The sequence below is a fragment of the Gemmatimonadaceae bacterium genome (assembly GCA_016720905.1).
GTDB lineage: Bacteria > Gemmatimonadota > Gemmatimonadetes > Gemmatimonadales > Gemmatimonadaceae > Gemmatimonas.
This window is the reverse complement of sequence record JADKJT010000005.1, coordinates 250,027-263,429: the sequence shown is the minus strand read 5'-3', so window position 1 is coordinate 263,429 and position 13,403 is coordinate 250,027. Positions and strand designations below refer to the sequence as shown.

At 63.8% G+C, this 13,403-nt stretch carries 7 protein-coding genes and 3 pseudogenes; 1 reads left to right on the top strand and 9 read right to left on the bottom strand.

The genetic code is table 11. From position 1 onward, the window contains the following. Positions 1-104: 104 nt before the first annotated feature. Entirely contained in the window at positions 105-650 is a 546-nt protein-coding gene (locus IPP90_07280) for a Uma2 family endonuclease (protein ID MBL0170522.1), read from the top strand. 19 nt (positions 651-669) lie between these two features. Here IPP90_07280 and IPP90_07275 read toward each other — a convergent pair whose 3' ends face one another. The 9 genes and pseudogenes from IPP90_07275 to IPP90_07235 all read right to left on the bottom strand — a co-directional run bounded on the left by IPP90_07275 (position 670) and on the right by IPP90_07235 (position 11,734). Next, complete coding sequence (locus IPP90_07275; GenBank protein ID MBL0170521.1) at positions 670-1,239, bottom strand: hypothetical protein; 570 nt, start codon at positions 1,237-1,239, stop codon at positions 670-672. Positions 1,240-1,332: 93 nt separating this feature from the next. Further along, positions 1,333-2,763: an APC family permease gene (locus IPP90_07270; GenBank protein ID MBL0170520.1), complete on the bottom strand. Its 1,431-nt coding sequence runs from the start codon at positions 2,761-2,763 to the stop codon at positions 1,333-1,335. Then, entirely contained in the window at positions 2,760-4,154 is a 1,395-nt protein-coding gene (locus IPP90_07265; protein ID MBL0170519.1) for a dipeptidase, read from the bottom strand. The genes IPP90_07270 and IPP90_07265 overlap by 4 nt, the downstream gene beginning before the upstream one ends. Positions 4,155-4,156: 2 nt before the next feature. Next, entirely contained in the window at positions 4,157-4,924 is a 768-nt protein-coding gene (locus tag IPP90_07260) for an SDR family oxidoreductase (GenBank protein ID MBL0170518.1), read from the bottom strand. Continuing rightward, positions 4,921-5,932: pseudogene (locus tag IPP90_07255) on the bottom strand (2-dehydropantoate 2-reductase). The gene IPP90_07260 and the pseudogene IPP90_07255 overlap by 4 nt, the downstream one beginning before the upstream one ends. A gap of 20 nt (positions 5,933-5,952) precedes the next feature. Continuing rightward, positions 5,953-6,674: pseudogene (locus IPP90_07250) on the bottom strand (creatininase family protein). A gap of 137 nt (positions 6,675-6,811) precedes the next feature. Next, positions 6,812-8,469, bottom strand: a pseudogene (locus IPP90_07245) (amidase). Between the two features lie 1,506 nt (positions 8,470-9,975). Continuing rightward, a complete protein-coding gene (locus IPP90_07240; GenBank protein MBL0170517.1) occupies positions 9,976-10,521 on the bottom strand; it encodes an OPT/YSL family transporter in 546 nt (181 codons plus the stop codon). Positions 10,522-10,582: 61 nt separating this feature from the next. Continuing rightward, positions 10,583-11,734: an oligopeptide transporter, OPT family gene (locus IPP90_07235; GenBank protein ID MBL0170516.1), complete on the bottom strand. Its 1,152-nt coding sequence runs from the start codon at positions 11,732-11,734 to the stop codon at positions 10,583-10,585. Positions 11,735-13,403 lie beyond the last annotated feature (1,669 nt).

The window sequence follows — 13,403 nt, the reverse complement described above, 5'->3', positions numbered from 1 at the left end:
ACGGCACCGGGCGAACGGAATTGGTGACGGACCGCTTGGCGATTGGGCGCATATTCGCCGATGCGCGCCACACTCTCATCGCCGAGGACACACGGGTTATGCTCATGACTCAGACTGATGTTGTCTGGACGCTGGCCGAGCTCGATCGGCTGCCCGACGACGGCAACAAGTACGAGCTCGTGGACGGAGCGCTGTTCGTGACGCCGGCCCCGTCGCCGGCGCACGAGTCACTCGGCTCCGAGTTGCACACCATCCTCGACCCCTACGTGCGAGCGCAGCGGATCGGCAAGGTGTTCAGGCCTCGGGCCGTTGTGCGCGTGGACGGTTCCGAGGTCGAGCCCGACATCATGGTGAGACCGAATACCCCGTCAATCCCATCTACGTGGGAACTGGCACCGATTCCGCTACTGGTTGTGGAAATTGCCTCACGTACTACCCGGCTGCGCGATCACGCGCAGAAGCGCGAGTTCTATCTGCGCTGCGGCGTCGCACAGTACTGGATTGTTGACGGCGAGCGTCGCACGATTCGGGTGGTGGCGCCCAATGCGGATGACGTGGTTGTTGAAAACGAGATGGTGTGGCAACCAGCCGGTGCGAGTGCGGCGTTGACCATTGATGTCGCCGCCTACTTTCGCGAGGCGCTGGGCTAGTCGGACCACGCCGCTATGTCTACGGCTTCGCAGGGATTGCCGGTGGTATCGCACACGCAGGCGCCTTGGCGCTCTCGAACATGTCCAGCGTCGCCTTCGCTTTTTGCATCCCTGCTGGCGTCGCGCGAATGGTGATCGCGCGCGGTGCCTGCGCGGATCTCACGACAATCGTTGCTCCGTCCTCGTTGAGAACCGGGCGTATCAACTCGGCGGCCTCGCCGGGCGTCAGACAACGGAGCAGGATCGATTCCTCAGACGTCGAGGGCACGGGAATCACCAAGCGCGGGACAACGATCATCGCCACGAAAACCGTAGTCGCCAGCGCGGCGAAAACCCACTTCCAATAGCGACCGCGAGCGCTCGCTGGAGTTGCGGCGACGACGGGGTTGGCATCACGCTGCATTTCCGCCAGCGCCGCATCGAACGAATGCGTCGAAATGCCGGCCTCGGCGGCCGCGGCGCGAAGATCGGCCACTGTTGAACCCGCCATGCGCGCCACGTCCATTTCGCTCGCACGTTCGAGTAGCCGAGTCGCCACCCGATCGGGCAGCACTTCGGGGTCATGCTCAGCTGGAGAGTGGTGTGGCACGGAGAACCTCGGTGGCAGATGGATACCTACTCTGAAGTCGGGATAGGAAATCCAAGCAGGGGGAGAGAATATGTAGGTTGGTCGGCGAGAGGGTCACCCGCGCGCCACGCGCCGCTTTGCTGCCACCAGAATTCCCACGCCCACCAGATTCATCACCACGATCACGCCCGTAATCTTGAAGGCAAACGTTGACACGCTCTCCACCTTGATGATCGGGAACACCGACAGCGCCACGTACAACACCGTCATGAGCAGTCCCGACATGGACGTCACGCGCAACCACAGTGGCGGTCGCGGTGTTATGCCCCGCAATCCGAAAATCGGAATCGCGAACATCACGATGTACGTGAGGGCATAGAAAATTCCACTGGCGTTGAACAGCAGTTGAAACGCTTCCGCCTGCCCCACGCCGATGTTGCCGATCACCGACAGGCCAAACGAGCACAACCCCACCAGCACGATCGAGTTGACGGGTGTCTGGTACTTGTGATGCAGACGGCTGAACCACGCGGGCAGCATGCTGTCCCACCCGGCCACCATGGGCAGTCTGGTCACGGCGGTGAAACTCACGCTCGACTGCGCCACCCGCATGATCAACGTCATGAGAATGGCCACGGTCACCAACGGTCCCGCAATGCCAAATGGCGCGAACCCGGCACGGAGCACCTGTGGCAGCGGCCCGACCAGATCGATATCCGCGGTGGGAATGTATGCCACCACGGTGCTGGTTCCCAGCACGAACATGATGGCAATGATGGGCGCGGCAATGAGCACGGATTTGCCAACTGATCGGCTTGGTGCCCTGGTTTCGCCGGCGAGAATGGCGACATACTCGAATCCACCAAGCGCTCCAAAGCCCATCTTGCCCAAAATGTTCAGATTGAGCAACGACAGCTCGGGCATGCTGGTGCGAAACGGGTTGTACGCGGTCAGTGTGCCGGTGAGCAACCCGAGTATTGGGAGCAGGATCACCACGCCGAACACAATAAGCATCAGCATGCCGCCGAAATTGTGCACCCACTTGCCAACCGAGAGGCCGATGGTGGACGCCACCACCATCAACGAGACAATCACTGCCGATGCCAAGGCCGCCACCCACGCGCTGGACGTCATCCACGCCGCGCTCGGGCCAATGGCGTAGGAGAGATACGTGGTGGCGGCCAATCCCACTTCCGACGTGAGCGCAATCACATACAGCCAGAGATTCCACGCCAACATGAAGCCCACGGTCTGATTGAATCCGAGTTTCGCCCACTGATACAATCCGCCTTCCAGCGGCATCAACTTGTTGAGGTACATCACCACGGCGGCCGACGGCAAATAGAACAGCGTCAGCGCGAGCAGCCAGAACACCATGTTGGACGGCCCGAGCTTTCCGGCCACGCCAATCCAGGTGAGCCCCACAATGAACAGGATTTGCGTGAGGGCCAGGTCGCGCACACCGAGTTCCTTGATCAGCCCGGCGCTGTGCGCTTCGACCGCTGCTTCGGCCCGCGCGAGTTCGGTGTTCTCAGATGCCGTCATGTGTTGGCCCCGACGCCAGGTGGATTTCCAAGAATGTGCCAGATGCGCGCCCAGGCTTCGAGGCCTTCGTGCAACCGATGCACACGAAAGAACTCGTTGGGTGCGTGATAGTCTTCGTCGGCCGTGGAGAAGCTGAAGAACACGGTATCGAGATTCATGTGACGCTGGAACAGCTCGGAGATAGGCACCGTGCCGCCCATGCGCACCACCAACGGATGCACGCCGTACACCGCATGCAACGCGGCATCGGCGGCCTTGAGGGCAAAGTGATTGCCGTCGATGTGGGCGGGCCACGCGCCGTGGTCGGCAGTGCTGACAGTCAGGGCGGTACCTGGCGGCACGTGTGACTGCAGATGTTTCGTCAACAGCGCGATGACATCCTGGGGGCGTTGATCGGGCACCAGCCGACAGGTGATCTTCGCGTGTGCTTCGCTGGGGATCACGGTCTTCTGACCCGGGCCTTCGTACCCGCCCCACAGGCCGTTCACTTCAACGGTGGGCCGCGTCCACTGGCGTTCGAGTGTGGTGTAGCCCGGTTCGCCAAACACCGCCGGCGCACCCACCTGCGCGAGGTACGCCTGTTCGTCGAATGGCAACGCGGCAATTGCAGCACGCTCGGCCGGCGTGAGCTCTTTCACGGTCTCATAGAATCCATCGACGGCAATGCGACCGTCGGCGTGGTGCAACGAGGCCACGAGCTGCGCCATGGCATGCAGCGGATTGGCCACGCCACCACCGTGACGGCCCGAATGCAGGTCCTTTGCGGCCGAGGCGAGTGTGAACTCCAATCCTGCCAGTCCGCGGCTGGCCACGGTCAGCGATGGCTCGTTGATGCGCCACATCGCACCATCGGCCGACAACACGAAGTCTGCCGCCAGCAACTCGGTGTGCTGCGCAATGAATGCCTCAAGGTTCTCGCTGCCAATCTCCTCTTCGCCTTCGAACATGAACTTCACGTTGACGGGCAACGCACCCGCACACGCAAAGAATGCTTCGGCGACTTTGATGGGGATAAGCATCGGCCCTTTGTCGTCGGACACGCCCCGCGCGTACAGTCGGCCATCACGCACGGTGGGAGTGAACGGCGCGCTGTGCCACTTCGCCAGCGGATCGGGCGGTTGCACGTCATAGTGGCCGTACACCAGCACCGTGAGCTGGCCGGGTGCGCCCAGCCATTCGCCATACACCACGGGATTGCCTCGTGTGGCGATGGTGCGCACCGTGATAGGCCCGGCCGCGGCGAGTTTCGTGGCCACCCATTGCGCGGCGGCGGTCATGTCGGCCGCGTGCGCCGGATCGGTGCTCACGCTCGGAATCGCCGCGAACTCCACCAACTCGCCGAGAATGCGATCGTGACTCGTGCGGAGTCTCTCAAGAACCTGTTCGTTCATGGCTACTTCCCGCCGTCGACGGAGAGCACCTGCCCGGTGATCCAGTTGGCGTGATCGGATGCGAAGAACATCACACCGTTGGCGATGTCGTCGGGCGTGCCCAATCGCTTGAGCGCAATGCGGTCAATAAGCAGCTGCTGCCCTTCGGCACCGTACGAATCCCACTGGCGTTCGGTCGCAGCGTTGGAGCGCACAAAACCTGGCGCCACATTGTTCACGGTGATGCCCCACGGCCCCAGTTCGTGGGCCAGTTGCCGCGTGAGTCCAATTTGCGCCGCCTTGGCCGAGGCATAGGCCTGAATACCGGTGAGACTGATGCCCAGTCCGGCACCGCTGGAGATGTTCACGATGCGGCCCCGGCGCACCGCCTTCATGCCGGGCGCGACGGCCTGTGACAGGTAGAATGCTCCCGTCACGTTCACATCGAAGATGCGCTGCCACTCGGCGGGTGTGACCTCTTCCAGTGGACGGCCTACTTGTCCCAGCACACCGCCGGCGTTGTTGACCAGAATGTCCACCCGACCCGTTGCCGCGGACGCTTCAGCCACCAGCGCCTCAACGGCGGACTTGTCGCATACGTCCACCGTGCGCACGGTGCATGCGCCGCCTGCCGCGTCACACACCTGTTTGGTCTCCACCAACTCGTCGCCAAGCACGTCGCAGGCCCACACGTGCGCTCCGCGTTCGCTGAGTGCGCGGCTGATGGCGCGACCAAAGCCGTGTGCCGCACCGGTCACAATGGCGGTCTGGCCGTTGAATTCGATGTTCATGATGTCACGAGACTATTCAGCGCATCCAGGGTGTCCATCGATTGCGGGCGAACGCCACGTTCGATGTCGTGAACCAGCGCCACGAGGCGCGCAGTGATTGGAGTTGGCACTCCGACTTCACGACCCAGCGTCACCACGATGCCCAGCTGTGCGTCAACCTCGGTAGGGCGCTTGCGAACGGCCAGATCGCGCCAGATGCCACTGTGCGTCTTGGCCGAACGACGGTCATGGGCAACCAGCGCGTCGAGTGAGCGCGTGGCAGCGTCGGGCGCGGCCGTTGGCAGGTACGCGGCGGGATCGAATCCGTCGAATGATTCCGGTGTGACGCCGCGCGCCGCCGCCACCGCCAGGATTTCCTGCGCGAGTGCGACATACAGGCCGCGATAGGCAGGCATGGCGAGGGCGTCGGCGATGGACTCGTTGGTGAGTGCCGTGGCAAAGAGCATCGCGCCGTAGGCTTCCTTGCCCCACAGGTAGCCCCAGATGTTGGGCGTGACTATGGCGCGGTCGTCGAATGCGGCCCACGCATCCGTATCCCGGTCACCCGCGGTGTGATGCTCCGTCGATTTCACCGACCACCACTGCGCCGCGTCCGCCATAGAATCACGCCCGGTTCCAGGTAGTCGGCGCCGAAGTTCACGAAGGGCGCCCACGGTGCGATCGGGCCTACCACAGTGCTGATAGCGAGCTCGTTGAGTCCGTTCTGCGCACTCACTACGCGCCGTTGGCGCTCAGGTGGGGCAACAGCGCGCGCACTGCTGACTCCGGTGTGATGCGCTTTGGGGCCAGCACGACAATGTCCCACGCCCCGCGCAGCGACTCCGGCGTGAATGCCGGCAGGCGCGTGGTGAACGTCTCGATAGGGCCGGTAATACGCAGTCCATCGCGATTGATGGCGTCCACATGCTCGCCGACATTGTCAACGAGCGTGACATCATGACCGGCGCGCGCGAGATACGCCGCCAACGTGCCGCCAATCGCGCCCGCACCCCATACCAGCCAACGCATGGGTAACAGTGTGGGCGCGGTCAGGCGGCACCGCCCCAATCGCCCGTCAGCAGCGCGCGTTTCCGGACGGCGACCTGCCAGAGGGCCAGCGTATCCTCATCGGACCGTTGATACAGGCCACCGTAGTTGCCGTCGCCGAGGTATTTGCGCAGCGCCACAGGATCGAGCGCCCGCACTCGCGCTAAGTTAACCATGGGCCGCTGCACGGTCGGCACGTCCACACCGGGCAGTCGCGTCTGGGGAAAGTTCTCCATCCACGACCCGTGCGGACGCCACGGACTCAATCGCCCGCACCTTGGCCCACGTATTCGGCGCGTTCCACCAGTTGTGGTACAGCACCCGACATTCCGGATGGTTGGTCGCCCACTCAGGGCGAGGAAACTGCCGCACGGCGTTGTTGGGCTACTGTGCCCCTCCACAATGAGTATACGACGGGAGAAACCACTGTGCGCCATGCCGTCCAGGATGTCGCTCACCAGGCGCAGAATGCGTTCCACCTTGGTAGAAATGGATCCCGGAATTCCCGAAAGTGAGGCGACGCCATGCCGGAACGACCGGGAACACCGGGATGCCCAGCGGCTCGGCTGCCGTACCTACCGCCACGCGCCCGGGGGAGTATGCAATCCCACCGAGTGGCAGGTAGTTGTGCTGTTCGCGTGCTGCCCAGCGGCAGTATGGCGTTGTCGTCATGTTGCAGGTATTGCCCTCAACCCTGCATCCAGTTCGTGTCGCTGATTCGCAAGGTGGTTGGGGTCGGGCTGGTGGCTCGTCTTGCAAGAAACAGCATTTGAACCCCGCAGGGGGCGCTGAGTTCGTAGGGGAGTGCCGGAGGACGGACGCCCTAGGCGCTTTCGCTTTCCTACCTGTTTGATTTTGAATCTACCGGAACTGGCGATGAATCAATGATGGCCCCTGCGCCCTTTGCGCCCTCTGCGGTAAAACGCGGTGGTTCAACCGGAAACCCGCCTTCCGCTCAGATGCCACGCCGGACGCACGCCCAAGGCTAACCCCGGGCATACGCCACGGCCCCCCATCGAACAACCGGTCAACCAGCGTCACCCTTACGTGGCACACGCCGCGGCGTGCCAAACCGGGGCAACGGATTCCCCGGGTCGTCGCCCAGTCACTACGCGCCTCGCTTACATTCGCCGAGCCCGTGCGCAACGTATGACGGATGCCCCGGGTAGTTCGGTGGTGGTCAGCGTTTCGTCCTCGCAGCGACGGAACCATCAGCAAATCTACCTTTTTCTCGAAGATCGTCGCCAACTCGTGCGCAAGAAAAGCGCCGTCGCAACCGGTCGGCTTCTAGTCGAAACCCACTGCCGTCAGAAACGCGACATGCGGAACAGGTTGGGCCACGCATCGGGCACTTGCACTTTCATTGTGCGCGACTTCCCCGACAAGGTCAGCTCCTCAAACGCTGCAGCCGCCTCGGCAAACAAATCAAAGCACGCGCGTTATGGGGTATGTCAGTCTACGTTTCGGTCGTTTCAAACGACGTTCATACTTTCCAGCGTGCGCAGCGATCTCCACCGCGGCGCGATCCACGTCGGTGGCCGGCGCCTGTTGCATCCATGGGGAAGATGCCCACGCGCAGCTTCCGGCCCACACTCGGCAGCGCCATCGTAATCGAGGTGACTGACGACACTCTCGATACGTCGCCGCTGTCAGGTCCGGAGATCGCGCGTTGAGCACCAGCATCGCGCGTCTTCCACGCCGCGCGTCATCGGCCCCAGCTTGCCCAGCGACCAGCAATAACGTCATCGCGCCGGTGCGCGGCACTCGTCCAAAGGTGGGCCGCAATCCCGGTCACCGCAGCGCATGCTCGGGCTAACAATGCCGCCGCCAGTCTCGCTGCCAATCGAAAATCCCACCAGTCCTGCCGCCGTCGCGGCACTGTCCCGCGCTGGAACCGGACGCGCCTTCTTCCAGCAACCACGGGTTCATGGTTTGTCCGCCAAACCAGATGTTGCTCAACGCCAGCGCGCCCAGAACTGGCTTACAACGAGAATGGCGCCCCGGCGTCTTCCAGTCGCTTCACCATCGCCGAGTCATACCGGGCAAAAGGATCACGATAAGGCTCGGCGCCATAGGTGGTGGCGCGAAGTTCGCCGTGTCCAACAGGTCCTTCACACCAAACGGAACGCCGTGCAGCGGACCCACGATACTTGCCGGCTTTGCAATCTCGGCGTCGGCCGCCTTCGCGCGCGTCAACGCGTGCGGTCGCGAGCGAGCGCCATGATGCAGCGCAGCTTAGTCGTAGAAGCCGCGATGCGATCGAGATAGATCTGGGTCAGGGGCGAGGAGGTGGGCTGTTTGCGTTCGATCCACCGTGACAGCGAGGTGACCGGTGCAAAAGGCAATGTCATCATCGTTTGACGGCAGCACACCAGATCACCGGCCACCGGTGCACGAATCGGTGACGTGTTGGCGGTGCAAAGTTCACGGCCTCGCACTGCCTTCCACACGGTAGCCGGCGACAACTCCGGCGGAATCGGCACGATGCGCGGTCCTGTACGCTCAAGTGTCGACGACAGCGTCCGGCGGCCAATCCTCGGCCATCATCGCGCGCTTCTTCGGCCGAGTACGTGACTTGCGCCAACTTTTCGGCGGCGGCAAAGTCGTCGGTCGATACCGCAGGCCCCGCACCGCTGGATGTGCCGAACGCTGGCGGCGCCGGGTGTCGCCGGCACCGCGCCGCCAGTGGTCGCCGCAGAAGCTGGTCATTGTTGCGGACACGCGGCCGCCACACCGGCCAGAGCAGCGGAGCCTTTGATGAGAAAATCCCGTCGAGTGTTCACGTGATACTCCGAACCGTGACATGGGAACATTACGTGCTGAGCTCTCCACCCCACGAAGCGGGGAAGTCGACGTCGCCGATTGTTTGCGTCAGCGTCCACGCGTGCCCCGCGTGGATCGCGCACTTGTGCTTGTCGTTCGCCATACGGGAAATCGCGGGCGCACTGGAGTCCGGTGGCCCTTGTTCAACGCACGCGCATACGTGGCCCTACGCTCTCGAGACGCGAACTATCATGGTGGCTTGGCGGTTTCCCCGCCTGTGGCCGGCGCGGTGCTCGCATCCCACGCTACGGCGACAACGGCGCTGCTGCTAAGCGTGAGTTGCACGCGATGCCCCGGTATGCGCAGTCGTTCGCGGCAACCCAGGATATCGCGCAAGCTTCAGGCAACGGCCTGGTCCAGGTCAGGGTAGCTGCGAACCGGGATGAACGACGAATCGGGCATTAAGCCGATTGACGGCCAGCCCTCTTCCTTGACGGGGCTTCGGTGCTGCCCTCCAGTTCGTTTTCAGCTTTTGATTGTTGTGTGGGCTGACCAGCGGCCACGCGCTGGCATAACCGGTTTCGCGCCGCTTCCGTCGCAAACCCGTCGTGAGTGAGCGTGACGTTGGTACCTCTCGCTCCGCTAGCCCCTTGAACTGAACTGACAGCGTAAGCTCCGCGCTGCCGGTTCTCATGGTGACCCACGCGGGAGAGAGACCATCGAGTCAGGGACGAGCGTGAAGCCACACCCGAGTGCGCGTGTCGGCGCATCGGCGTGCTTCAGCCAAAATCGTTAGCCCACTGAAAAAGAACGGTGCGCCAATCACCGCCTGCATGCGGATGGAGTCTGGTTTCGCAAACCACGCTGTTTCGATCCCGTCGTCCACGCCTGACAGTGTGGCTGGCTTAACAGTGGCTACCGACTGGAGATTGCTCCGCGAGGATACGCGGGTCCGGCTACCAAAAGACGACGCTACGCGCTGGCCGGTGTCTCGCGTTCTTCCTAGCATCCACCGATACAGCGTGAGAGCCAGCACGACGAACGCCACGGCGCGGGCCGCAGCAGCCACGGAGCGCGTTCGCTTCACCAGCGCGATCCGGCGCATCGCTGGCGAATTACCGATCAAGGGCCCGGCGTTCAGCAACGCCAAATCAGGCTCTTCGCCCACGATCACATCCCTGATGCGACCAGTGTTGAAATCGCCAACTGCCTGCGTTCTGGCGCTTTGGACTGCGCAGTGCGCTTGTTGTACCAGTGTCCAATCACGGCGCCCGGCTGAACAACCGCAAACGTAGCTGCGAGTATATGGCAGGTAGAATGCTAGTTCTACTTCCGCCAGCGGCGAGATCGTCGGTGGCCTTGCGGCCGCGCTGGTGGCGACCAACAGGACACCCGACCACTCCGCCTATCCCGATCATCGTCCACTGCAGCGTCCCGCCAATCACACCTTGCGCGAGTGCCGAGATGAGCGTGGCCTGCGGCGCCGGGAGCGGGTTGGGCGCGACGACACCGACATTGGCCGCACCGGCAAAGCCATAGGCCCGGGCCAGCAGGTTGAGGACGAACGGAATCACCGCAGCCCCCGCGATCACGCCGACGATCAGCGCGATCTGCTGCCGCATGGGCGAGGCCCCGACGAGTTGCCCCGTCTTGAGGTCCTGCAGATTGTCGTTGGAGATCGTGGCGCAGGCGAAGATGATCGACGTCACGAACAGCGCGAAGGCGACCAGCGCCGGCGACGACTCCGCCGTCGCGGGGACGACCATCGCCACCAGCGACGCACAGGCGACGATCGAGAGGATCCCCACGCCCGAGATCGGCGGATTGGACGCCCGATGAGCCCCGCCATGTAGCCGCAGATCCCGGCGATCACGAAGCCACGACGAGTACCAGCGGGGCCGCCACCAGCGTGAGGGCGAGCGCACTGGAGGCGAGCACAGTGGAGCTGGCAAAGCTCCACGCGAGCCACGCGGCGATCGCCACACAGATCGCGGTAAGCCCGATGATCCACGGCGGCGAGATGTCGCGTTCGGTGTCGGGCACCGCCGCGGTGGAGCGCGAAGGGGTGAGCGTGGTGATGAGTCCCCCCACTACCGGCTTCGTCAGTCGGGCGAGCGTGTAGATCGCCGCGACGGCAATGGCACCAGCGCCGATGAAGCGCACCTGCCGGCTCCAGATCACCCCGGTGTGCGCCGCGAGCTCCACCCCTTCGGCGATCGGTGTGATCGACGTGAGCCACGGCACCGCCACCCCCCACGCGATGATGAGCCCCGTGAGCATCGCCAGACCTACGGAGAGTCCGACCAGGTGTCCCGCCCCCAGGAGCGCGAGTGACCAGGCGACGCTGTATCCCGACGACGCCGTTGCGCCAAGCCTGAAGAATCCCGCCAGTTCGGCCGAGGCGATGCGCGTGGCCGCGATCACGGCCAAACCGCCGGAAGCAACTGCGCCGAGTACCACCGCCCGCAGCCCTTCTTTGGACTCACCGGCGTCGTCGCCAAGCTCCCCGCGCGTCCCTGATCCCACCTTGAGCACTTCGGCCGCCGCCACACCTTCCGGATACGGGAGGTCTGACGTGGTCACCAGCGCGCGGCGCAGCGGGATGGTGAAGAGGACCCCCAGCACGCCGCCACTCACGCAGATGAGGAACGACTGCCAGAAGGGGAAGCCCGTCCACCACCCGACGATGACGAGCCCCGGCAGGACGAAGATGATCGCCGAGAGCGTCCCGGCGGCCGACGCCACCGTCTGGACGATGTTGTTCTCGAGGATCGACGAGTTCTTGACGGCGCTCAGGATCGCCATCGAGATCACCGCCGCCGGGATCGAGGAGGCGAAGGTGAGGCCGACCTTGAGGCCGAGATAGACGTTCGCCGCGGTGAAGACGAACGTGAGGACAGCGCCCAGAATGAGGGCGCGCGCGGTGAGTTCTTTGGGTTTTAAGTGAGGTAGGCATGGCGAGGATTGTGGTAACCTGACTGGCGCGCAAGGGAAAGTGATGCGGTAAGGAAGCTGAATCAGCGAGTCACTTCAGAGAGGCACCGTGCGATCGCCTTGTGCGCTCTCGTTTCGCCGTTGCCACGACGGGCAGCGCGCCCGACTCCAGTAGCCGTTGCCAGATCATCAGGTTTCGATACCGCTCAGCCGACTCCTCACAACGGGTTGCAGCGTTCGAGGCTGTTGACCGCCTCGACGCTCCGTCGCTGACAGGCGACTCGGCTGCAGTATGTCGAAGCGAGGATCACTTGACTTTCCGGATTCTGTACGTCACGCCCAGCGGCGGCTTCGGCGAGCGGAAGTCGACTGCCGCATGGCAGCCTCTGCGCCGTCGTAGTCCTTCTTGTCTACCATCACCGCAATTCTCCGCCGTGCCGGCGTAGATCACGGCGAGATCGTCCGCATGTCGTGTGTTCGATTTTTCGATCGGCGTGGAGCGCTTGCTTCATCGCCGCGGCCCGGATGGTGTTGCACGAGCGCGGCACCAGGCTCAGTGCGGCGGCCAACGCTTCCGCGAGCGAAGTAACGATTGATCGGCATGCCGTGGCGTTGCTCGGCACTGCCCGTGTCGGACGTGGCCAACCGTCCGGCGACGCCCACCCGCGCGACGGTGGTTGCCAACGGCGGTCGGGCCCGACCGATGCGCGGTGATCCCGTCCCAGAGAGTTAAACGTCGCACTGGGGTTTCGCTGGTGTGCGCGTTCCGGTGTCGGGCGGCGATCATCTCCCTGGCATTGACAGGATCCGCCGATCGACCGCGATGGCCTCGTCAACCGGACTGTCGTCTGCCAACGGCTGTCGCAGACGCGCATATCCGGACAGGAGTTCGCTGCGCCGCGTCGCGTCGTTGGTCGTTCAGCGACGACAGCCCCAAGCAGGTCGACCGAGCGCCGCACCTGGTTTGCTCCAGCGGCGTCGCCGGGTGCCGACGCCAGGTAGCCCAAATTCATCAGGCTGTTGGCGAGACCTCCCCGGGTGTCGATGTTCTTCGGCGACATCACGAAAAGTGACTTCGCGCAGGGGGCTACCGACGCGCGATAGCTCGCCAGCGCCCCGTGTGTCACCGACGTTGGTGTAGCCGTCCTGACTTTCGTATCGCCGATCTCGGGCATAAGGTGGCCAGCATGCGTGGTTGATTGCATCGGTCGGATTGCGTGCCAAGAGGCCGAGCAGCAGCACTTTTTGCACGGTCATATGTTGGCGGTACGCCCTCGCGGCTCGCCCGTCGTCGCCAGTATCTCCGGGCAACGTTCACATGACCCTTCGATAGCGCCCGTGGCACTGCTTATCTCCGGTCGGCGTCAGGCGCTCCAGCAGCTCGACCGACTTGCGGATAGCCCGCAGCGCACCCCGTGTTTGGCCAAGGTTCGAATTGTAGGCAATGCCCCTGTACATCGCCGACTTTCGGTACGCCACCGCAAGTTCGTGCTGGAGCACGGGGTCACCTTGCGCCTCACAGCGAGTCCGTCGAGTGATGCACGAGGGCCCGTCACCAGCGAGGCGCTGCGCGCCGTCGATCCAGGCAGGTTGGACGATTGTAACGCGCAGCGTCGAACAGGAACGACGTCGCCAGCGTCCGCACCTCGCTGAACCGACGTTCGGCGCGGGCCCCGTTCGTTGCGTGCACTTCGTTCCGCCAGGGTCGCGGCCACGCCGCTGATGTGAGCGGGCGCATGGTAGGCACAGCAGAGGC

Bases quoted from the DNA above. Each gene is read 5' to 3' on its own strand.
- IPP90_07280 (MBL0170522.1), top strand. From the start codon at position 105: ATGACTCAGACTGATGTTGTCTGGACGCTGGCCGAGCTCGATCGGCTG.
- IPP90_07270 (MBL0170520.1), bottom strand. From the start codon at position 2,763: ATGACGGCATCTGAGAACACCGAACTCGCGCGGGCCGAAGCAGCGGTC.
- IPP90_07265 (MBL0170519.1), bottom strand. From the start codon at position 4,154: ATGAACGAACAGGTTCTTGAGAGACTCCGCACGAGTCACGATCGCATT.
- IPP90_07260 (MBL0170518.1), bottom strand. From the start codon at position 4,924: ATGAACATCGAATTCAACGGCCAGACCGCCATTGTGACCGGTGCGGCA.